We start from the raw sequence: 21,030 nt of genomic DNA, 5'->3' as shown, positions 1-21,030 counted from the left end.
TAAACGACTAACCAAAACCAAAATACTGCATGGGACTGTTCCATTTTTACGATATAGGTAATACTGATGTTTACGTTTTTGACGACTTTCTAATCAAACAAGTCAAAGAAGGTGCTTTTATAAATGATGAAGAAACAGAGCTATTTGTCGAAATCATTAAAAAGCATTTTGATAATAAAAATTTCGCTTTTATATCCAATAGAATCAACTCTTATTCTGTCAACCCATTAGTCTATACTGCAGCTGAAAAACTACCAAATCTAGTTGCTTTTGCAGTCATCACTGTTGATGAAAAAATGAGAGAAATATCTATATTTGAAAATAAATTTCACAATAGACCTTTTAATACTTTTGACAATCTAAGTGATGCGATTTCTTGGGTCAGTGAAATTATTAAAGATAAAAATAAAACAAAATCCAGTGATTTTTTAGTGGATTAGAGCATATATAAATTTTAGTTATATGCAAATGATTAAAAACAAAACACTACTACTTCGCTTAATCAGCCCCTTTTAACGCATTCAAAGCGGCAAGAAGCTCTTCTTCATTCACCTCCTTTAATGTTCTATTCTCTTTTATTTTTTGTTCTAAAATTGGAATAAAACTTTGATCTCCTAAGGCTTCAATTGCTTCTAATACTAACGAAACATGTTCGTCAATATTTTCAAGTTCTTTTAGTAATATATTTTTAATGCGTTTATCCTTCCTTTGGGCTAAACCAGAAATAGCTTCAAATCTAGTGTCGCTATCTTTATCAGAAACTCTTTTCCATAATGCTGCTCTAATCTTTTCTGTATCAGTATCATTTTGACTACCTAACCCAAAAGTAGCCCAATCCCTAATATTAGAGTCCTTATCAGTTGACAACATTATCAGAACATCATATGCTTTTTCATCCTCTACAGTGCTTAACGCAGCAACTAAAGCATGTCTAACATACACACTTTTATGATTCTTAAATTTACAAATTAAATGTATTTGTTTTTTAGTCAATTTCTCATTGTTATGACTAATCCCATAAAAAATTGATGACACCATTTTTCTATCAACCTCCGTTTCCAAAAGTTTAAAAAGAATATTGATAATTTCTTTTTTATGTAATCTCGGGTAACCAAATTGAGACAAAATATCCACACCCAAAACCCGATCTTTCAAACTAACAGAATGTGTTAACGATACACTTCTCTCAAAAACAGCTTCCGTTTTACGCTTTCTTAATTCACTAACATAACTCCAATAATTCTTACTAGACTTATTTGTCAAAAGCCTAGTAAAAATCTTGTCTGCTGTGTAATTTTGTGATATATTCAATACGTTTTTATTATTACAATTTTAAAGCCCGCTTGCTTATATCCAGCTGTGCTTTAAACAACGCCTCAGTAACCTCTGTATTAAAAAAAGGAATCATTTTATTCATTATTTTTTTTCCATTTTCGGAATGTAATACCTCAGGAAATGCTTTCTCTAATACTTCTAACATAACAGATGTTGCTGTAGAGGCTCCAGGAGAAGCACCCAACAAACAAGTAATGCTTCCGTTTTTGCTACTCACCACTTCTGTACCAAATTGCAAAACCCCACCTTCAAACTCATCTTTTTTAATAATTTGAACACGTTGGCCTGCTACTAAAATTTCCCAATCGTCACTGTTTGCATCTTTTACAAACTTCCGTAACTCGGTCATACGATCTTCATGAGATGAGGTCACTTGCTCGATCAAATATCTAGTTAAAGGTAAATTATGCCAAAAAGCGCCTAATAATGGCGAAATATTATCAAACTTAACAGACTTAAACAAATCAAAATTAGAGCCCGCTTTTAAAAACTTAGGACTAAAACCTGCAAAAGGACCAAATAATAATTCGCGTTTACCATTAATAAAGCGTGTGTCTAAATGTGGCGTAGACATTGGTGGATCTCCCAACCCGGCCTTACTGTATACTTTAGCATTGTGTTGTTTTATAAGCGCTTCATTTTTACAAACTAACCACTCACCACTTATCGGAAAACCACCGTACCCTTCTTTTTCTTCAATTTCTACTTTTTGTAACAATAATAAGCTTCCGCCACCTGCTCCAATAAAAACGTGTTTAGACTCTAAATTATACTGTTCTTTAGTTTTCAGATTTTCAACCTCAACAGTCCAATCAATATCTGGACTAGGATCAATATCTTTAACTTCCATATTACAATAGACAGGTGTATCAAATTTAGTTTCTAAAATATTAAATAAAGCCTTAGTCAATGCCCCGTAATTAACCTCTGTCCCTCTATCAATTCTAGAAGCTGCCATAACCTCATCTTCTTCCCTATCATGCATAATTAAAGGAAACCACTCTTTCATTTTACTTTTATCTTTTGTAAACTGAATGGTATCAAACATGAAATGTTTTTTCATGGTTTCAAAACGTTGTTCTAAATAATCAGAATTCTCTTGACCTAACACCCAACTATGGTGTGGCACAGCAGAAATAAAACCATCTGGATCTTCCAACAAACCTTCCGCTACCAAATAACTCCAAAATTGCTTTGACTCTTCAAACTGTTGGCAAATTTTTATTGCTTTCTCTATTACAACCTGCCCCTCTTCTTCAGGACAATAATTTAATTCACACAAAGCAGAATGACCTGTACCTGCATTATTCCATGCAGCCGAACTCTCTTGAGCGACAGCATCTAAACGTTCGACAATTAAAACTTTTAAATCGGGTTTTAATATCTTAGAGATTAGTGCCAACGTTGCACTCATTATTCCACCGCCAACACAAATTAAATCGTATTCTTTTTCAATATTCATAGTACACTATTTGTAATGTCTAAAGTTAATAACATTTTTATTTTATGACTATAATCATGAAAACTCTTTTTCAAAAAGTGTAAATTTGATTATGAATTTAAATAAATATATTGATCACACACTATTAAAAGCAACAGCTACAAAAACAGATATTATTACCCTTTGTAAAGAAGCTATGGCTAATAACTTCTTTTCCGTTTGTATAAATAGTTGTTATGTTAGCTTGGCTAAAGCCGAATTAAAAAACAGCACTGTTAACGTGTGTAGTGTTATTGGATTTCCATTAGGAGCAATGAGTACTATTGCCAAAGTTGAAGAAACAAAACAAGCTTTAAAAGAGGGCGCTGACGAGATTGATATGGTCCTAAATATCGGACTATTAAAAAGCGCTGATTTTGAGGCCGTCTATCAAGATATAAAGGCAGTAAAACAAATTATGCCTAATAACCTCTTAAAAGTAATTTTAGAAACGTGTTATTTAGAAGACCACGAAATTACTAAAGCCAGTGAACTTGCCATTAAAGCTGGTGCCGATTTTATCAAAACATCAACTGGATTTGGTACAGGAGGCGCAACCATCCATGCCGTGACCTTAATGAAAACTGCTATTGGTAATGGCAACACCAAAATAAAAGCGTCTGGAGGTATTAGAGACACAACTACAGCAATGCAATACATTAATTTGGGTGCAGAACGCATTGGAACCTCTAACGGCATTGCAATTGTTACTGACACTGCTTCTGTCGACAACAAATATTAATTCCAAGCCTGAAAATTTCAACTTAATAAAACTATAAAATGAGCATACATATTGGCGCCAAAAAAGGCGATGTTGCAGAGACTATATTGTTACCCGGAGATCCTTTGCGTGCAAAATGGATTGCCGAAACTTTTTTTGAAAATCCTATTTGTTTTAACGAGGTTAGAGGTATGCTTGGTTATACAGGAACATATCATGGCAAACGCGTCTCTGTAATGGGAACAGGAATGGGAGTCCCTAGTATTTCAATTTATGCCCATGAATTAATCACACATTTTGGAGTTAAAAACTTGATACGTGTCGGTAGTGCTGGATCTTACCAAGAACATATAAAAATTAGAGACGTCGTTTTAGCGATGGCTGCTTCTTCAAATTCTGGTGTTAACGAACTTAGATTCGGAGGTGCAGATTACGCACCGACTGCTAGTTTCGACTTATTCCAAAAAGCAGTAGAAGCTGCAAAAATCAAAAATATTCCAATAAAAGCCGGAAACGTGTTTACGTCAGACGAGTTTTATACTGACGATTTTGAATCGTATAAAAAATGGAGCAAATTTGGTGTCCTTTGCGTAGAAATGGAAACCGCAGGCTTATACACTGTTGCCGCCAAGCATAATGTTAATGCCTTAACGATATGCACCATTTCAGACTCGTTAGTTACTGGAGAAAAAACGACTAGTAAAGAACGAGAGACCACTTTTAAAGAAATGATCGACATTGCTTTAGAATTAGCTTAATATTGACTTATGAAAAAACTGTTACTCCTTATTTTAGTCCTGCTTTTTACTTTTTCTGTAAAAGCACAAGACGATACAACAACGACAACGTATTATTTTATTAGACATGCGGAAAAAGATAAAAGCGATGCTACTAACCATAATCCTGAATTAATTAGAAAAGGAAAACGTCGCGCGAGACAATGGAAGCGCTATTTTAAACATAAACCAATAGATGCTATTTACGCCACTAACTACAAACGCACGTTTAGTACAGCTTTTCCAACAGCAATAAACAAAAGGTTACCTATTATTTTATACGCTCCTAAAAACACAGATTATGATGCGTTTAAAAAAGAAACTAAAGGTCAATCTGTTTTAATTGTTGGACACAGCAATACCACACCTCGTTTTGTAAATGCGATAATACAACAAGACAAATACAAAGATATTGACGAAACGATCAATAGCAAACTGTTTATTGTAACCATTAGCAATGGACAAATTACAGATCAAGTTATAGACTTAAAATAATGCTTAACGTAACCCCTATTACCTTAGCTGATCATGAGGTATTATTACAACTAATGCAACGTATTTATCCGCCAGCTTACCAACAGCTTTGGAAAAATAAGGATTGCAATTGGTATATACATTCTCAGTACAGTTTAAATAACCTAACTCAGGAATTAAACGTTAAAACTGCCGATTATTATTTTATTAAATTCGATAATAAAACCATCGGTATTTTAAGATTAGTGCATAACAAAGCAGAGGCGTCCACTAAACTTCACCGTTTATATTTAGATAAAGACTATCAAGGACTAGGCTTAGGTAAGCACTTAATGCAAGTATCCGAAGACCATGCAAAAGCACAGCAATCCACTACTATTTGGTTGGAAGCTATGGACACACAAATACAAGCTTTAAATTTTTACAAAAAAGCTGGTTTTAAAATTATAGACTCTTATACCCTAGATTTTGAATTAATTATAGATCAATTTAAGGGTATGCACAAAATGACTAAACAATTATAATTACTTTAACTTCTATTTTATTAGCTTTGCACTAATGCAAAAAAAGATAAACATACTTAATAAGAAGGCTAAATTTCAATATGAAATTTTAGATAAATACACTGCTGGAATCGTTTTATCCGGAACAGAGATTAAATCTATTAGAAATAGTCAAGCTTCTATTGCAGAATCGTTTTGTGAGTTTAATGAAAAAGGCGAGTTATTTGTCATAAACATGAACATACAAGAGTATGCCTATGGTAACTACTATAACCACAGACCAAAAGCAGAACGTAAGCTTTTACTAAACAAAAGAGAGCTTAAAAAACTTTTAAAAGAAGTCAATACCTCTGGTTTAACAATTATTCCATTACGTCTATTTTTAAACGAAAAAGGATTAGCAAAGCTAGATGTTGCTTTAGCGAAAGGAAAAAAGCTTTACGACAAACGAGAAACGATGAAGGACAGAGATAACAAACGTGATTTAGATCGTATTAAAAAATCTTTCAATTAAATTATCCTCTTTTTCTATTTCTCTTTTTTAAAATTGAAATCAAAATTTATAATTTCTATAACAATATTCAATTTCAATAAGTTATATGTTTGAGGTGTAGGCAACCTTTTTGTGAAAAATTGCGTCTATACTAATAAACAACCAACTTTAATGAAATATTCTTTACTAGCACTATTTACTTTAGTAAGCACGTTTACCTTTGCTCAAATAACAGGTACTGTAACCTCCAACCAAAACGAACCACTTCCCGTAGTCAATATTTTTATTGAACACACCTACACAGGAACCACAACAAATAATGATGGTAATTATTTATTAGACATTTCTAAAACAGGAGACTACACGATTACGTTTCAATATTTAGGTTATAAAACGTTAAAAAAGACCGTTACCATAACCAAACTACCATTTGTATTGGATGCGGTTCTAGCTGAAGAAGACATCAATTTAGATGAGGTTGTTATAAATTCGGATGAAAACCCTGCCAATATAATTATCAGACAAACCATTGCCAAGCGTAAAGACAACCTTAATAAACTTAAGTCTTTTAAAGCCGACTTTTACTCTAGAGGTTTATTAAAAATGGTGGATGTCCCAGAAAAAGTTTTAGGTCAAGAGGTTGGTGATTTTGATGGCGCATTAGATAGTACTAGAACTGGTATTGTTTATTTGTCAGAGACCATATCTAAATTAGAATACCAAGCACCAAAACCAATCAAAGAAACTATTATCGCCTCAAAAGTTAGCGGAGATAGTAATGGCTTTAGTTTTAATAATGCGACTGATGTCGAATTTAACTTTTATCAAAATACTTTTGAATTAGGTAGCGAGATTGTATCTCCTATTTCTGATTTCGCTTTTAATTATTACAAATATAAATTAGTAGGAACCTTTTATGACGACTTAGGACACCTAATTAATAAGATAGAATTACTACCAAAACGTAAAAATGATAAAGCATTTGGAGGCTTTATCTATATTGTAGAAGACCAATGGAGCCTATTTGGTACTGATGTTACACTAACAGGGCAACAAGCACAGATACCAGCAGTGGATGTATTTAACATCAAACAAACGTTTACCTATTATAAAACCAATCAATTATGGGTAAAAACAACACAGATCTTTGATTTTAAATTCGGGATTTTTGGATTTAATGGTGATGGCCGATTTACAGCAGCTTACAGCGATTATGAACTGAACCCAAATTTTGATAAAAAGAATTTTACAAGAGAAGTCCTATCATTTGAAGATAATGCAAACAAAAAAGACTCCATTTATTGGGAAACAAAAAGACCTGTCCCATTAACCAATTTAGAAGCTAACGATTATGTTAGACGGGATAGCATACAGCTAATCAGAGAATCTAAACCCTATCTAGATTCTATTGACAGCGTCCATAATGCATTTAAAATTGGTGATATTTTAGGTGGATACAGTTATAACAACTCGTATAAAAAAACCTATTTCAGCATCTCCTCTCCTATCAGTAAATTAGCCTATAATACTGTTCAGGGCTGGAACGGTACTTTAACTGCTGATTACAGAAAATACTTTGAAGACGATAGCCCTGAATCTTTTAAAATGTCGTCTAGCATCAATTATGGCGCGTCCGATGACCGATTAAGAGCTACCGGAACTATCAGTTATCGTTTTGACAAAAAAAACAGAGCAAACATCTCTTTGTCTGGAGGTAGTAAGGTCGAACAGTTTAATCCTGATCTCTCTAGTTTACCATTCCTAAATACATTCTACTCGCTTACCGCAGAAAAAAATTATTTAAAAATTTACAATCGCAATTTTGCCCAGTTAAACTACAGCCAAGAGCTACTTAATGGATTACATCTGTATTCTAATTTAAGTTATAATGACAGAAAACCACTGTTTAACACAACAGACCAAGCTTGGTATCCGCAAGATAACAGAGACTACACAAGTAATAACCCAATAAATCCGTCTGCTAACGGTGTGGCGTCTTTTGATGCGCACAACATCATGAAACTTAATGTTAATACACGTATTAACTTTGGTCAGAATTATATGAGTTATCCTTTTGGAAAATACAACCTTCCAAATAGTAAAATTCCAACACTATATTTAGGATACGAAAAAGGGTTTGGAAGCAGTAATTCCAACTATAATTTTGATCAATTTAAAGGCTTAATTCATCAAAGCTTAAATCTTGGTAACAAAGGAGATTTAACCTATTTAGCCAAAGGAGGTATTTTTAACAATGCAGATAATATTGCATTTATAGACTATCATCACTTTAGCGGTAATCAAACCAATTTGGTTATAGATGGTAATTATATTAATGCCTTTAAAATATTACCCTATTATGCATTAAGTACTAATAAGGCTTACGCCGAAATTCATGCCGAACACAATTTTAAAGGTTACATTTTAAACAAGATCCCGTTATTAAATAAGCTTAACTTTAACCTAGTTGCAGGTTTTAATGCGGCAGCAACAAAAGAAAACAAACCTTACACAGAATATTCTTTAGGACTAAGTAATTTAGGTTGGGGTAAAATGCGTTTTTTACGTGTAGATTATGTGCGTACTTATCAAGGTAGTGGTTTGGTAAACGATACGTTTATGTTTGGGTTTAGTTTTTAATAATTGCTAGAAAAGCAGTAATATTAGACGACTAGATACTGGGCTTGACTGTGTGATGTATTAAAAAACGGTGCATAACAAAGTACAGAATAAATACTATTCTATAAACACACAAGCAAAACATATCATTAAAAGCGCAGCAAAACTCTCAAAACCACCTAATTTGGTGGTTTTTTTTATGTCCTTACGGAAAACCGTAACTAATATTTATGTTACTGTTATAAATTGCGCTTGTCTCATAAATATACGTAGTTCTACGTATTTGATAAGTATAGGATTAGTTGTAGGTTTGTGTGGCGTGACCTTACGGGATTTGCGTACTTAAAATTAATTATATCCTGTTATATTTACGGGATATCAGGAATAAAAGTAATTATATAACTAGTTGTGCGTCATTAAAACCAAAAATATGCCTGAAATAGAAAGATATTACATAAAAACAGAAGGAAATGATGATGAAGCTTACAAAGAAGCAATGCAGTTTGCTTGTGAACTTGTCAAAAAAGGAATGAATGCTGATACAGTTATTCTTCTTGCCAGTACTAAAAAAAGTGTTGGATGGTTAGACAGAATTTTTGACGCTCAGACAGTAAAAAAAATGTTTAATGGCACAAAATTCAACGACTGTATTCCGACCTTTTTAATTAAAACTGTTAAGACTTATTCAAGTTTTAGTGCATCAAACGATATTGTTATTACAATGGGGCTTAATGCAGAAGATATTATGAAAATTGACAATTATCAAGATATTAAAGCAATAATTGCAATTCCTTGGTTGCTAGAAAACACTAATAATTGGATTAAAACTTGGTCGCCAACAGAATTACGAACAAATGAAAAACCAGAATCTTTTCCAGAACCAAATCCTATTGTTAAAACAGCATTGGAAGAGTTATCTAAAGGAATAAATATGTCTACTGGAATTAGTAATTCTTTTGACAATAACAGAGCTAAAACCTACATAAGAGCATTGTATAAATATTCTGATATAAACGGTGATGTTGTCAAATCATATTTAGTTCGAGAATTAAATTGGGAATCTGACAATGCGGACGATATGAAAAAATTAATAGACACGATTAATAGTGGGAAATATTTTAAAGGTGGAGATAAAACATATCTGAAAAATCACATAAAAAGATGGGAAGAAAAATAACGAACGCACAACAATGGCTAAAATTAATACGGGTTTTTGGTGCTTAACTCAAAGTTTAGTGCATTTTTATAAAGTCCGCCAAATCTTTTGATTTGGCTTTAGAACAAAAAAAGATAAAACAAAATAAAAAGTTTTGGCTAATCGCTTAATCCGAAATTAAATGCTAATTTAATCCCGTACTAACCTTAGCCGAAGCCGTTAGCAAACATTTAACCACTGTTATGGGTAGAAAAATAGGATTTCCAAAGATTGATAAGAATACTCAAAAGGTAATTGAGCGAATGAGTGAGTTTAGTGATATGGTTAAAAAAGAAGAACACGAAACATTATTACCGTCAAATGTAGTATCGGTAAATGAGTTGAGGAAAGATATTGAAAGGAATAATAAGAAATCCGAAAAGAGTTCTAAAAGAGCTAAAGAAATAAACATAGTTATGTTGTTAATAGCTTTATTTTCTATTCTATATGTTATTTACAAAGATTTTAATGACGAAGAAAATGAGAAAAAACTTGAAACAATAGAGTTGAAAACATTATACCTAGAACAAAACATCGAAAATTATCAGAGGCAATTGCGTGAGATAAAAAACGAGTTGAATCTTTTAATAATTGAGCAAAACGACTCTTTGAAGTAATCATAATAATTTTAAATTTTAGTTAATAATGATAAAATACTACTCAGTTAAAGGGATAGGAAAATATAAAGTTCCTAAAAATCAAAAACCAGATGATAAAGGAATGGTTAAAGCTTTTGATGAATATGCAAAAGAAACAACATTAGTTAATCATTATGACCTTCAACCTTGGAATGGAGGACCAATTGTTCTACGGAATCATTTAGACTAACACCTGAAAGTTTTTCGTATGTAGCAACTAATTCAATAGTTTCCTCTAATTTTTGGACATAACTTAAATCAATAGTGCCCATTACAATAAACTTTTCAGAAAGTTGTTTTTGAGCTTCGTCAGACTGTGCCATAATAAATAATTTTAAATTTTAGTTAATAATGAAAATAACAGTAAAAGATTATAAAGACCGTATAAGAAAAATCTATGATAATTTTATAGATACTAAATCTGAAAAAGAAATGATATTCATAAAAATGGAAGTTGTTAACTTACTAAATAAACTAAACGAAAACTCGAAAAAAACTACTGTAGGTTTTTTGGAGATTTTACTAGACCAATATATAGATATGCCGTATATGAAAGATGAAGATATGGGAATGTTCCTTACTCACCTTGATTTTTTCTATGACGAGATGAAATAGCTTTTTGAATCGAGTAAGCAATAATGTTAATTGTGTTCAATTCCATTTCAATATCTATTTCTTCTTTAAACTTTATTTTGTTTTCTATCTTTTTAATTTTAGAAAACAAGAAATCTAATTTAATTTGAAGTTCACCTTGTGCCATAATAAAAACGATTTGCTAATCGAGTAGACGGCTCCGACTAAAATAGCCGGAGTGCGCCTCTCACACCACCGCACGTACGCAACTACGTTAGTCCTTTCGCCTCTATTGCTACCAGCAATAGCACTCAGGAACGTATACGGCGGTTCTCCAAATTGAAGTTTGCGTATTATTAATATAATCTAACAAAGGTTTATACCCTTTTCGTTTAAGCCTAGAAGTTGTGATAGTAGTCTTTAAAATAGGACTTTGAGCTACTGCCCAGCCTCCCATTCTGGTTCTACTCCAAGCATAAGCTTGTCCTGTCTCTACACCTAATTGAATCAAGTTTTTACGCTTGCGTTCTAGTTTCTTCCAATCGTGCCAAATACAATAACGTAATCGATTTACTCATGTATTCTATTTTTTTTGGTTTGAATTCGTGTTTCGCTTCGCTTAATTCTTAACCATTCATCTAGCTTTTTACTTTTTGCATAGATGTTTGTTAAGCGATAATTAGTCATCCAGCCTCGGCAGAGAGGTAGTATTATTTCAAAACACAAAACCTTAAGTGCATTTCCTTCAATTTTTATTCGCTTTAGTACAAACTTCACATAATTTTAAGGTTGCAAGCTATCGCCGAGAGGCACATAACTTTCTTGGTTTGAACACTACCGATTGTATTTATTTTTCTTACCCCATAAGCTGAGCAGCTATAACCTATTAGATGTAATCAAACTCCATAACAAGTTAACGTCATATACTTTTAAATACTCTAAAACACAAGCTTAGGTTTGTTTTTTTTTTATGCCTTTATTTTACCCAAATGAGGATTCCCGTAATTAAACCATAATTAAATCCTTTAACTTTAGGTAACCGACTTGTTATGATAAAAATACGTAGTTCTACGTATTGTGAGTTTGTGTGGATAAGTGTAGCTTAGCTTTTCAAATATAAAACAGGAACTAAAGTTGCGGATATCCCACAATATTTACGGGATATGTGGAACAAAGGTCTCCATATAACGAGTTGTACCCAATTAACCCAAACCACAAATCCCCTACTCAAATTGAGCTAAATACTTTGAAATTCAAAAATATAAGTTAAAATATTTTTTTTGTTTCTAATCATTTGATTAGTTTTGCACAGTAATTTAGTTTTATGCCTAGAGAAAAGAAATATAAGGAAGCTGAAGTAATAGAAAAGGCAATGGGTCTGTTCTGGAAAAACGGCTATAGAAATACATCATTAAGGATGCTATCTAAAGAAATGGGTATCAATCAATTTTCTATAAACGCTAGTTTTGGAAATAAACAAAAGCTTTTTCTAGAAAGCTTAAAATTGTATAGAAGCAAGTTGCAAAAGTTAATCAATGTATTTGAAAACTCTTCAAACGGCATTGAGAGTATTAAACACTTCTTCTATCAGTTTGCTGAATTTGCTGACCAAAACAACTCAAAAAAAGGATGTTTAATGGTTAATACTATGTCAGAATTTGGTTTAGAGGTAGACCAAAAAGTGGGTAGTCTTATTTCAAATTATGAGGAGCAATTAAGAACCTTTTTTAAACACAATCTTGAGTTAAATAGCACAAAGGACAACCAAACTATAGAAAGACACACAAATTATCTTGTTCTAGCATTAAGTGGTTTGGCTTTAGCAACAAAAATTCAAAATGAAATTACCATTAACGACTATATAGAAACCACATTTCAGCACTTATAATATTTTTTTACCATAAAACTAATCAAATGATTAGAAATAAATTTAACAAAATACAAATGAAAACAAAAAACACATTCAGAAAAACAATAGTACTAACCTTAATACTCGCACTAAGTATGGCTAATACTTCTCAAGCTCAAGAAATCTATAATAAAGATGAAACAAATCTAAAGCAAAGACCTTTTATTGTGGATAAAGAAGAGTACCCTTTTAAAAGTAACTGGTTTGAGAAAGACGGAACCTCAATGCATTATATTGATGAAGGCGAAGGAATCCCGATTGTATTAACACATGGAAATCCTGATTGGTCATTCTTAAATAGAAACATTATTAAAGAACTTACAGGCGAAGCTAGAGTTATAGCTTATGATTTACCAGGATTTGGTTTTTCTGACACGCCAAAGGATTATGGTTTTACACCACAAGAACACGTTGAATGGATTAGTGCATTACTTATTGAACATTTAAAATTAGATAAATTCATAATTGTGGTTCAAGATTGGGGTGGTCCAACGGGTTTATCAGTAGCTACAAGTCATCCTGATAAAGTTTTAGGAGTTGTTATTAGCAATACTTGGGCTTGGAAACCTGAGGGGAAATTGGTTGAATTTTCAATGATGATGAGATCTTCTGAAATGGAATCCAAAGTTATGGAAGAGAACTTTTTTGTAACAAGACTTATGCGAGGTTCTATCAAAAAGGAATCTAGCAGTAACAAAGCAATTATGGATGCCTATGAAATGCCATTCCCAACAAAAGAATCTAGAAAAGGAACAGCAGTCTTTCCACAACAGATTACATTTGCATCGGATTGGCTAGGAGAATTGGAAAGCAAATTATCTACGCTACAGGAGAAGCCAGTTGAGCTTATTTTTGGATTAAAAGATGATGTTGCCGCTTCTCAATATATTCAAGATAAATGGCGTTCGTATTTCCCAAAAGCTCCTGTACAATTGTTGCCTGATGCTGGCCATTTTACGCAAGAAGATAGTCCAGAGAGTTTTGTGTTTTCATTAAGACGACTGCTTAAGAATTTATAATAAAAAAAATGGAACCTTCAACAGATTTTAAAGATTTTATTTTTGACCAATTACAAAGTTGGAGAAGAGTACGAATCAAAAGAATGTTTGGTTGTGTTGGTTTGTATGCAGACGATTTAATGTTTGGAATTATAGCCAAAGAAGTCATTTTTTTTAAAGTAGATAAAAGTAATATTTCTAATTATTTAGAAGCTGATTCTCAACCTTTAAAGTTATTCAAAAATGAAAGTAAAGTTCTGTCATTTTATGAAGTTCCTATTGAAGTTTTAGAAGATGCTAATCAATTTGTCCTTTGGGCAGAAGAATCATTAAATATTCAAAAAAATAAATCAAAATGAAAAAATCAACAAACATATTTAACAAAATAGTATTAATAGCTGGTATTTTAAATTTTCCAATTGGACTTGGAACTGTGTATCAAGCAGTTTCAACAAAAACAGGTGAAGATTTAATTCACAGTGCAGTAGTTGGCTTATTTATAATGTTCGCAGGAGCAGCAATAATTTGGGCTACTAAAAAACTAAACACAAGAGCTCCGCTAATTGTTTGGAATGGTTTAGTTCGCTTAATTAACGTGTTTATTGTAGCCTATGCAGCTTTGGGTGATGGAGTTTCGCAAATGACATTAACCATAACAGGAATGGATTTAATGCTAGCTATAATCTTTACGATAGGAACGGTAAAAGTTACTGAAATTCCATTTTCAAAATTAATAGTAGGAAAAACAAATGATTTATAATTAACTGGGTACAATCGAGTAGACGGCTCCGACTAAAATAGCCGGAGTGCGCCTCTCACACCACCGTACATACGCAACTACGTTGGTCCTTTCGTCTCTATTGCTACTAGTAATAGCACTCAGGAACGTATACGGCGGTTCGTAAATCATCACGCCAAAGCTCTTTTCACCCTTGACACTATCTTCTAATTTAGGCATAGGCTACCACTAGTGCTCCTATGCGAATTTTGAAGAGAATTACGTTCAGTCCTTCCTTACTTGTGAGACCTTCTGAGGTATTGCCTCAACTCGTGTCCTGTAAGTACTATGACCTCTGCTGACTTCTCCATATAGCTAACTCGTAACTTTGGAGATCTCCCCAGGTAATGACATCTTCTTTCTCTCAATCACTGCCGTATCTACATAATTACCCTTTTGGTAATCGTTGGGCGTTACAATGATGTGCTTGCTTACCCGAATAACTATGCCTCTGTATACGATTTCTGCTTGGCTTGGCCTGTCCTGAGCGTAGACAAAGAATCAGTACCACCTTTCGTAGTACTATTTGCTCATTAATCAATCACAAATAGCCTTCAGATAAAACCTCACGGTTTTCACCCTTGCGACTTACTAATGCTTCAATAAGCCTCTCCTGAGCGTAGCCGAAGGGTTACTAGGCTTGCCACCTCTGAATTAATCATTTAGTTTTAGGTAAATTAAAAGATGCCCATGCAGAGCACATACAACGTGTAAAAAAAATGCTTAAATTAGTGCCTTATCAAGAGGAAAGTACTCTTTTTCTACGTCTGATTTTCCTTCGGAAAATCCTCGCACACAAAACCGCACTTTCCATACACAAAACCGTGGACAACAAGACTCTCACTCAAACTACAAAACAGAATGATTAAGAAATGATAAAAGCAAAAATATTAATAGACGGAAAGGAAATAAACGTCCTGTGGTTCTCTTTCGGGTTCAATCAAGAAGCAGGCCACAGCGGAAGACCTTCACAAAGACCTGTTTTTATTGGACTTAAACTAATCATCGAAACTCGAAAAGACTTAAATCTTACTGGATGGTCATTTTCCCCAAACCAAACTAAACAAATAGAATTACATATTTATCCTATAATTATAGGTGGAAGAACACGTAAATTATATTTTTACGATTGTCATCTTGTAAATTGGAAAAATGCTTTTTCTTCAACTGGTTCAAACCCAATATCTGAAACTTTAGAAATTACTTGCGCTGGAGTTGAGGATTCTACATCAGCAGGTGTTTATTCTGCTTATTGGAGAGAAACTTTTCCGCAGAAAGAAGTTGAACCGATAACTAGGCAAGAGACTAAAGATTTAATATTCGTTTCCGCTCATTTTGAAAACGAAAACAACAAAAAAATAAATGAAAAATATAATGGAAAAGCTAATCTTGTTATAAAAACACAAAACGGAATAGGAAAAATTATAGATATAAATTTATCAAACACAAAACACAATTTTAAATATAATGGCAAAAATATAGATAACGACTTACTAAAGGATGTGTCTATTACAAGCGACACCCTTAAATTAGAATTAGAAATTATCGAAGAACAAAACACCTAAAATTATGATAAGAATATTCGAACAAGATAATCCATCTAATTCTCTAGAGATAGAACCTTTAGGAAAACCTAATTTACCGGCAGTTGTTGTTTTCTATCGGTCTAAAATTAATGCTACAATTAAAGACAAAAAAAATGTCTACGGAAATAAAGACTCCGAGTATGACGGCTCTTTTGGTTTTGATCGATATGACCAAGATATAATGGCAGAAGGTTTGGTAACCAATTATGAAAAATTAGAAGATGTTGAAACCAAAAGAGATACTACAAGTACTAGTAACGATTATTTATGCTCCTATCTAAGTTTATTTCCACCCAATACAGATGGTAGACTTGATACAGTAACATTATATGCACAGCTAGAAGAAGATATTGATCGTACTGATGGAAATCCAGATATAGGTGGAATTTATTTTCAAAGTTCAGACCCGAGTAGTATAGAAATTACTGGAACGACAGAACATAAATTACTTAAAGAGACCGTACAAGCTAAAAAAATAGCTTTAAAAATAGGTGAAACCCCAAAACCTATAACAATTAAATGTTTACAACAATTTAGCGAAGCTATTACTATTAATGCAACTACATCTAGCGGGACTGTGATTGGTCAGATGATAGTTGTAGCTAATGCTGAAGTTTATAAACTAAGTATACAGCCAGTAATTGTTAAATTAGGTAATGCTACTAGTAATTCATTAATAGAGGTTAATACATCAACTATACCTCATATTAATATAACAAAATTTGATAAACAGCTTAATAAACACTCCTTCAATCAAGCTTTAATTATAAGTGAAGTAGCTGTTAAATCTCATAAAATCACTCTTTCAAAAACTGACATGAGTCAATACTTAAAAACTGAAGATGAAAAAAAATATTTAAGTGCTGATGATACCGAGCGCTCATTCTTTAATAATAGCATTGAATCTCATTATGCAAAACTCTTAAAGGGTGGCTTCGGTAATAGTGACGAAGACAAAAAGAATAAGGCCTATGTAAGTAGCGGTACTTATGCCTCTGTAAAAGATTTTTTATCTGAATTTGACAAACGTTTTGACTATAATATTAACGCATCTAATCCGTTTAAAGAGGCTAAAAAAAGGCATGAAGACAAAGAAATAACAAATACTATAGCTCATCGTAAGCTACAAGAAAAACTAACATCCTTCAAGGTTTCGGAAGCTAAAATGAAAGCCAACCTTACTGCACAAGGTATTAATACAGATGATGTCTCCCCTTCTTTTAGTGATAACAGCATCCCTAAACAAGGTACTGTTTATGTTTTTTACTACCCAGATATCGAAGCCTCTTATGCAGAAAACAGTAGTGATCTTACTAGTAAGGTGCCTGGTTACACTAAAAGAGAAAATGGAATCTCACATATTTTTAAAAGTTGTTTTTCATTGATTGATGCAGTTGTTCACGAAATAGGACATGGTTTAGGTTTGCCGCACCCTTTTGATAAGAATTTAGGAAGCTCTAAAGATCCCTCTATAAAAACAGAAGAAGATTATGATAAAGAAATTAATATAGTAGAAAGTGAATTAGAAAAACTAAAAGAAGATGAAACAGCTTATAATAAAGGTATTCAAACTATGACTCGAAGTGGAGAAAGTAACTTAGCTGTATTTTATCAATATGAAAATTTAGATAATTTCTATAAGAGTGTTAAACGCTACATTTCAAATGAAACTTTATTGGCAAAAAAAACTTATAATACTTACCTCAATTTTTTACAAATAAATCAAAGAACTAGAGATATAGAAAAAGTCGAAGTAGATATTAATGCTATTAACACAATGGGAAATGGAATTACAACAACAGATATAACCCAAATAAAAACTGATATCCTAATTAAAGATCAGGAAATAAAAACTTTAAAACAATTAAAAGCTGATGCACCAAAAGACAATGAAGTCGCAGGAAAAGCTAATTATAAAGCACAAAGTAAAACGTTAGAAAATTATATGGATTATGATTTCAACAACAATGGAACTGTAGATCCTGACTTTGAAAGAAAAACGTTAACAAAACAACAATGGGACTTACTCAGAACTGTAGGCTCAAATAATGGCTATTTTAAAAGCTAAAACTATGAAAAAAATATTTTTATTAATTATTGTAATCTCATTTTTAAGCTGTAAAAGCCATAAAGTCTTTTACGCTTATGAAGATAAAAATACATATGCCGTATTAGAGATGTCTACTAAAAAAAGTGAAGTTACCTACAAGGCTGTTAGTCATAGATATCCCAATAAATTTATTCGTATTTCTGGATTAAAATCTTTAATCAGAGAAGATTATATAGGTATAAGCTACTTTAATGATCTGGCGGTAATCGATTACAATTTAGAATTGACCCCTTGTATAGATATCGATGGAGGGAAAGCGCTGATTTATATTCTAGAAGGTGATAAAATTACTTTTAAAGAAAGTAAAAATATTGAGTGTCTCAAAAACTATAAGATAGAATGGTTTCCGCAAACGATGACTAAGGTTGATAAAATTAATTACTCAAAATTCCCAGAAGAAATACGCGAGACAGCTATAGCCTTAGATAAGGGAGGAACTGTAGAAAAAATAGAAAAATTATTACAAAAGAAAAGTGATAGTATTAAGGCTAATAAATAGGAATTTGCTTACCCATAATTATTCTAAAATTATATCATCATTCGCTAAAAATTATATTTGTTAGCTAAATTCAAGCAATATAAAGATTTACAAAAATCTAAATAAAATACTATTGCTAATCGAGTAGACGGCTCCGACTAAAATAGCCGGAGTGCGCCTCTCACACCACCGTACGTGCGCAACTACGTTAGTCCTTTCGCCTCTATTGCTACCAGCAATAGCACTCAGGAACGTATACGGCGGTTCACCAAATTGAAGTTTGCGTATTATTAATATAATCTAACAAAGGTGTATCGTCTTTTTTATTTTGGTCTAGAGAACGTAATAGTATAGGAATTTGGTCACTTGACTGCGTAATTTTTATTAACTAACTTCGTTTCACTTTTAATATTTTGTATTCCCCACGGAATTAGACTCACTCTACGTGATCTATCATTAAAAAAGATTAAAAATGAATAAGTTACTCTTACTATTTTTATTTTTTCTCCACTTAACTAGTCTTGCTCAAGATAAGGACTCTGTATACAAAAAGATCGAGAACTTAATTTCTGAGAAAGATGATATCTTTAAAAATATAGACATCAAATTTATTTCTAGCGACCTCATTGGCCATACAATTACACAAGACAATGACATAGGAGACATTGAAGACGACGTCTATTTTGTAAATGAGACCATTCAAACTCATGGAAAATGGATTAGTAAGGGCAACACAATATATATAGAAAGTGATGTAACAGAACTTAAAGGGAGCTTTGAACTTAAAGAGAGTGATTATGAATATATGATGTGGACCAAAAAATTTGCTAATAAAAACAATAATTAATACAGCACGTAGCGTTTAACCCAATACAAATGAGAAAACTACTAATTTTATCCATTTTATTTTCGTTTTTCAATTGCTCTAATACATCAAATAAAGAGATTACTATTATAACAAAACAAAAAATTGATACTGTATATACCTTAGACGGTAACAGAGTAACACTTACCATAAAAAAGGATACTATAATTATTAAGAAAAACGAATACGTGCTAGACAATCAGTCTATATTGGATACCACCACTAATGTCACTACAAAATATGAATACGAAAGTCCAGGAGCCTTAGGAGGAAAATGGACCGAATATTTTTCAAATGGAAACATAAAAGCTAGAGGGCAATCAGCATCACAATTTGGCTGCTGGATGAATCAAGGAGATTTTGAATATTATGATTCTAAAGGCGTTTTATTAAGAACACTTACTTATGACAATTGGTTAAAGAATGTAAATGATGGTTGCCATGCAACAATAGTAAATATGAGATTAATAGAGTATTACAAAAATGGAAGCATTAAAGCAGAAAAGCATTACCAAAGTGGTTATGACGATTTAACATTTTCGGAATTCTACAACAATCTTAAATGGGAAGAAGATTTTAAATCTGGAAACTGGAAATTTTATAATATAGACGGAAAAATAATTAAAGTAGAAAAACACAAAATACGTTGGACAAAAAGTAATTTCTGATTCTTCATATAATTACATTCGTTTTGCTTTTTTATATTTCAACTAACATTCCACAATTAACAATAAAGAAAAACTAGAAAGAGAAAAAAATGATAAACAAAAGTAATTTCTGTTTACCTCCATGTAATTTCCCTCGGAAAAACCACACACACTAACCTACCTCAAAAAAAAACTAACTCACTAATTCTTATCCTCTAAAAGTGGCACAAATCTAAACTCACCAAATTCTGTTTTTTCAAAATCCTTTTGTCCTTTTCTCACAAAAAGTGTCATGATTTGCACATTTTCTCCAACCGGAATCACCAAACGTCCACCAATTGCCAATTGTGCTAATAATGGATTAGGCACAAAAGGTGCTCCTGCCGTCACAATAATACTGCTAAAAGGGGCTTCTTCCTTCATTCCTTTATAACCATCACCAAAAATCAAACTTTTAGCCCTGTACCCTAGTTTCGGTAAAAAACGACTCGTAATTTTAAATAACTCTTGCTGTCTTTCAATACTATACACTTTGGCACCAATCTCGCATAAAACGGCTGTTTGATACCCACTACCTGTACCAATTTCTAAGACTTTATCTCCCCTTTTAACCTGCATCAATTCGGTTTGAAACGCCACAGTATACGGTTGAGAAATGGTTTGATCCGCTGCAATCGGAAAAGCTTTATCTTGGTACGCATGGTCTAAAAAGCTAGAATCCATAAATAAATGTCTCGGTATCTTGCCAATAGCTGCCAAAACGGCGTCGTTAGTTATTCCTTTTTTCTTTAAAACAGCAACAAGCTGCTGACGTAAGCCTTTATGTTTAAAAGTATCTTTCAATGGTAGTCG

Annotated in this window: 24 protein-coding genes; 18 read left to right on the top strand and 6 right to left on the bottom strand. The window is 32.5% G+C overall.

What is annotated here, in order from left to right:
* Positions 1–29 precede the first annotated feature (29 nt).
* Positions 30–440, top strand: a complete 411-nt coding sequence (locus tag H0I26_RS10150; RefSeq protein ID WP_218698027.1) for a hypothetical protein — start codon at positions 30–32, stop codon at positions 438–440.
* Between the two features lie 58 nt (positions 441–498).
* On the opposite strand, the gene H0I26_RS10145 is transcribed toward H0I26_RS10150, so the two are convergent.
* Together H0I26_RS10145 and mqo are read right to left on the bottom strand one after the other, a co-directional pair.
* Positions 499–1,311: a HEAT repeat domain-containing protein gene (locus H0I26_RS10145; protein ID WP_218698026.1), complete on the bottom strand. Its 813-nt coding sequence runs from the start codon at positions 1,309–1,311 to the stop codon at positions 499–501.
* A 13-nt stretch (positions 1,312–1,324) separates the two neighbouring features.
* The gene (gene mqo, locus H0I26_RS10140; RefSeq protein WP_101018195.1) at positions 1,325–2,797 is read right to left on the bottom strand and encodes a malate dehydrogenase (quinone); all 1,473 of its coding nucleotides are present in this window, start codon (positions 2,795–2,797) and stop codon (positions 1,325–1,327) included.
* A 91-nt stretch (positions 2,798–2,888) separates the two neighbouring features.
* Between mqo and deoC the strand changes: the two genes are divergently transcribed.
* The 8 genes from deoC (at position 2,889) to H0I26_RS10100 (ending at position 10,213) form a co-directional block, all read left to right on the top strand.
* On the top strand, positions 2,889–3,557 hold the full coding sequence (gene deoC / locus H0I26_RS10135; RefSeq protein WP_218698024.1) for a deoxyribose-phosphate aldolase: 669 nt from the start codon (positions 2,889–2,891) through the stop codon (positions 3,555–3,557).
* A 38-nt stretch (positions 3,558–3,595) separates the two neighbouring features.
* Positions 3,596–4,294, top strand: a complete 699-nt coding sequence (gene deoD, locus H0I26_RS10130) for a purine-nucleoside phosphorylase (protein WP_218698023.1) — start codon at positions 3,596–3,598, stop codon at positions 4,292–4,294.
* A gap of 9 nt (positions 4,295–4,303) precedes the next feature.
* Entirely contained in the window at positions 4,304–4,807 is a 504-nt protein-coding gene (locus H0I26_RS10125) for a histidine phosphatase family protein (protein ID WP_101018192.1), read from the top strand.
* Positions 4,807–5,310, top strand: coding sequence for a GNAT family N-acetyltransferase (locus tag H0I26_RS10120; protein WP_218698022.1), 504 nt, complete (start codon positions 4,807–4,809; stop codon positions 5,308–5,310). The genes H0I26_RS10125 and H0I26_RS10120 overlap by 1 nt, the downstream gene beginning before the upstream one ends.
* Positions 5,311–5,344: 34 nt before the next feature.
* On the top strand, positions 5,345–5,803 hold the full coding sequence (gene smpB / locus H0I26_RS10115) for an SsrA-binding protein SmpB (protein ID WP_101018190.1): 459 nt from the start codon (positions 5,345–5,347) through the stop codon (positions 5,801–5,803).
* A gap of 150 nt (positions 5,804–5,953) precedes the next feature.
* Entirely contained in the window at positions 5,954–8,422 is a 2,469-nt protein-coding gene (locus H0I26_RS10110; RefSeq protein ID WP_218698020.1) for a DUF5686 and carboxypeptidase regulatory-like domain-containing protein, read from the top strand.
* A gap of 409 nt (positions 8,423–8,831) precedes the next feature.
* Positions 8,832–9,578 (top strand): hypothetical protein, encoded by a 747-nt coding sequence (locus H0I26_RS10105; protein WP_218698012.1) that lies wholly within the window; start codon positions 8,832–8,834, stop codon positions 9,576–9,578.
* 221 nt (positions 9,579–9,799) lie between these two features.
* The gene (locus H0I26_RS10100; protein WP_218698010.1) at positions 9,800–10,213 is read left to right on the top strand and encodes a hypothetical protein; all 414 of its coding nucleotides are present in this window, start codon (positions 9,800–9,802) and stop codon (positions 10,211–10,213) included.
* Positions 10,214–10,359: 146 nt separating this feature from the next.
* Here H0I26_RS10100 and H0I26_RS10095 read toward each other — a convergent pair whose 3' ends face one another.
* The 3 genes from H0I26_RS10095 to H0I26_RS19930 all read right to left on the bottom strand — a co-directional run bounded on the left by H0I26_RS10095 (position 10,360) and on the right by H0I26_RS19930 (position 11,318).
* Entirely contained in the window at positions 10,360–10,557 is a 198-nt protein-coding gene (locus H0I26_RS10095) for a hypothetical protein (protein WP_218698008.1), read from the bottom strand.
* Positions 10,558–10,811: 254 nt separating this feature from the next.
* Complete coding sequence (locus H0I26_RS10090; protein ID WP_218698006.1) at positions 10,812–10,994, bottom strand: hypothetical protein; 183 nt, start codon at positions 10,992–10,994, stop codon at positions 10,812–10,814.
* 108 nt (positions 10,995–11,102) lie between these two features.
* Positions 11,103–11,318: a hypothetical protein gene (locus tag H0I26_RS19930; RefSeq protein WP_256935108.1), complete on the bottom strand. Its 216-nt coding sequence runs from the start codon at positions 11,316–11,318 to the stop codon at positions 11,103–11,105.
* Between the two features lie 813 nt (positions 11,319–12,131).
* On the opposite strand from H0I26_RS19930, the gene H0I26_RS10080 reads away from it, so the two are divergent.
* The 9 genes from H0I26_RS10080 (at position 12,132) to H0I26_RS10040 (ending at position 20,199) form a co-directional block, all read left to right on the top strand.
* Positions 12,132–12,695: a TetR/AcrR family transcriptional regulator gene (locus tag H0I26_RS10080; RefSeq protein ID WP_178983652.1), complete on the top strand. Its 564-nt coding sequence runs from the start codon at positions 12,132–12,134 to the stop codon at positions 12,693–12,695.
* A 56-nt stretch (positions 12,696–12,751) separates the two neighbouring features.
* Positions 12,752–13,735 carry an alpha/beta fold hydrolase gene (locus H0I26_RS10075; RefSeq protein ID WP_218698005.1) on the top strand — a complete coding sequence of 328 codons (984 nt, stop codon included), beginning with the start codon at positions 12,752–12,754 and terminating at the stop codon, positions 13,733–13,735.
* Between the two features lie 8 nt (positions 13,736–13,743).
* Positions 13,744–14,073 carry a TfoX/Sxy family protein gene (locus H0I26_RS10070; RefSeq protein ID WP_178983650.1) on the top strand — a complete coding sequence of 110 codons (330 nt, stop codon included), beginning with the start codon at positions 13,744–13,746 and terminating at the stop codon, positions 14,071–14,073.
* Complete coding sequence (locus tag H0I26_RS10065) at positions 14,070–14,474, top strand: hypothetical protein (RefSeq protein ID WP_178983649.1); 405 nt, start codon at positions 14,070–14,072, stop codon at positions 14,472–14,474. Before H0I26_RS10070 ends, H0I26_RS10065 begins: the two co-directional genes overlap by 4 nt.
* Before the next feature lie 890 nt (positions 14,475–15,364).
* Entirely contained in the window at positions 15,365–16,057 is a 693-nt protein-coding gene (gene tssD, locus H0I26_RS10060; RefSeq protein WP_218698003.1) for a type VI secretion system tube protein TssD, read from the top strand.
* Positions 16,058–16,061: 4 nt separating this feature from the next.
* A complete protein-coding gene (locus H0I26_RS10055) occupies positions 16,062–18,146 on the top strand; it encodes a hypothetical protein (protein WP_218697992.1) in 2,085 nt (694 codons plus the stop codon).
* A 4-nt stretch (positions 18,147–18,150) separates the two neighbouring features.
* A complete protein-coding gene (locus tag H0I26_RS10050) occupies positions 18,151–18,687 on the top strand; it encodes a hypothetical protein (RefSeq protein ID WP_218697990.1) in 537 nt (178 codons plus the stop codon).
* Positions 18,688–19,138: 451 nt separating this feature from the next.
* Complete coding sequence (locus H0I26_RS10045; protein ID WP_218697988.1) at positions 19,139–19,513, top strand: hypothetical protein; 375 nt, start codon at positions 19,139–19,141, stop codon at positions 19,511–19,513.
* A 29-nt stretch (positions 19,514–19,542) separates the two neighbouring features.
* Complete coding sequence (locus H0I26_RS10040; RefSeq protein WP_218697986.1) at positions 19,543–20,199, top strand: hypothetical protein; 657 nt, start codon at positions 19,543–19,545, stop codon at positions 20,197–20,199.
* A gap of 180 nt (positions 20,200–20,379) precedes the next feature.
* On the opposite strand, the gene H0I26_RS10035 is transcribed toward H0I26_RS10040, so the two are convergent.
* Positions 20,380–21,021 (bottom strand): protein-L-isoaspartate(D-aspartate) O-methyltransferase, encoded by a 642-nt coding sequence (locus H0I26_RS10035; RefSeq protein ID WP_101018175.1) that lies wholly within the window; start codon positions 21,019–21,021, stop codon positions 20,380–20,382.
* Between the last annotated feature and the right edge of the window lie 9 nt (positions 21,022–21,030).

This window comes from Olleya sp. HaHaR_3_96, assembly GCF_019278545.1.
Taxonomy (GTDB): domain Bacteria; phylum Bacteroidota; class Bacteroidia; order Flavobacteriales; family Flavobacteriaceae; genus Olleya.
This window is presented reverse-complemented; position numbering and strand designations above follow the sequence as displayed.

Excerpts from the sequence above, each read along its gene's own strand:
- H0I26_RS10125 (WP_101018192.1), top strand. The coding sequence starts at position 4,304 with ATGAAAAAACTGTTACTCCTTATTTTAGTCCTGCTTTTTACTTTTTCT.
- H0I26_RS10095 (WP_218698008.1), bottom strand. The coding sequence starts at position 10,557 with ATGGCACAGTCTGACGAAGCTCAAAAACAACTTTCTGAAAAGTTTATT.
- H0I26_RS10100 (WP_218698010.1), top strand. The coding sequence starts at position 9,800 with ATGGGTAGAAAAATAGGATTTCCAAAGATTGATAAGAATACTCAAAAG.
- H0I26_RS10065 (WP_178983649.1), top strand. The coding sequence starts at position 14,070 with ATGAAAAAATCAACAAACATATTTAACAAAATAGTATTAATAGCTGGT.
- H0I26_RS10110 (WP_218698020.1), top strand. The coding sequence starts at position 5,954 with ATGAAATATTCTTTACTAGCACTATTTACTTTAGTAAGCACGTTTACC.
- tssD (WP_218698003.1), top strand. The coding sequence starts at position 15,365 with ATGATAAAAGCAAAAATATTAATAGACGGAAAGGAAATAAACGTCCTG.
- H0I26_RS10075 (WP_218698005.1), top strand. The coding sequence starts at position 12,752 with ATGAAAACAAAAAACACATTCAGAAAAACAATAGTACTAACCTTAATA.
- H0I26_RS10045 (WP_218697988.1), top strand. The coding sequence starts at position 19,139 with ATGAATAAGTTACTCTTACTATTTTTATTTTTTCTCCACTTAACTAGT.
- mqo (WP_101018195.1), bottom strand. The coding sequence starts at position 2,797 with ATGAATATTGAAAAAGAATACGATTTAATTTGTGTTGGCGGTGGAATA.
- H0I26_RS10120 (WP_218698022.1), top strand. The coding sequence starts at position 4,807 with ATGCTTAACGTAACCCCTATTACCTTAGCTGATCATGAGGTATTATTA.
- H0I26_RS10090 (WP_218698006.1), bottom strand. The coding sequence starts at position 10,994 with ATGGCACAAGGTGAACTTCAAATTAAATTAGATTTCTTGTTTTCTAAA.
- H0I26_RS10055 (WP_218697992.1), top strand. The coding sequence starts at position 16,062 with ATGATAAGAATATTCGAACAAGATAATCCATCTAATTCTCTAGAGATA.
- H0I26_RS10105 (WP_218698012.1), top strand. The coding sequence starts at position 8,832 with ATGCCTGAAATAGAAAGATATTACATAAAAACAGAAGGAAATGATGAT.
- deoC (WP_218698024.1), top strand. The coding sequence starts at position 2,889 with ATGAATTTAAATAAATATATTGATCACACACTATTAAAAGCAACAGCT.
- smpB (WP_101018190.1), top strand. The coding sequence starts at position 5,345 with ATGCAAAAAAAGATAAACATACTTAATAAGAAGGCTAAATTTCAATAT.
- H0I26_RS10050 (WP_218697990.1), top strand. The coding sequence starts at position 18,151 with ATGAAAAAAATATTTTTATTAATTATTGTAATCTCATTTTTAAGCTGT.
- H0I26_RS10070 (WP_178983650.1), top strand. The coding sequence starts at position 13,744 with ATGGAACCTTCAACAGATTTTAAAGATTTTATTTTTGACCAATTACAA.
- deoD (WP_218698023.1), top strand. The coding sequence starts at position 3,596 with ATGAGCATACATATTGGCGCCAAAAAAGGCGATGTTGCAGAGACTATA.
- H0I26_RS10080 (WP_178983652.1), top strand. The coding sequence starts at position 12,132 with ATGCCTAGAGAAAAGAAATATAAGGAAGCTGAAGTAATAGAAAAGGCA.
- H0I26_RS10040 (WP_218697986.1), top strand. The coding sequence starts at position 19,543 with ATGAGAAAACTACTAATTTTATCCATTTTATTTTCGTTTTTCAATTGC.
- H0I26_RS10150 (WP_218698027.1), top strand. The coding sequence starts at position 30 with ATGGGACTGTTCCATTTTTACGATATAGGTAATACTGATGTTTACGTT.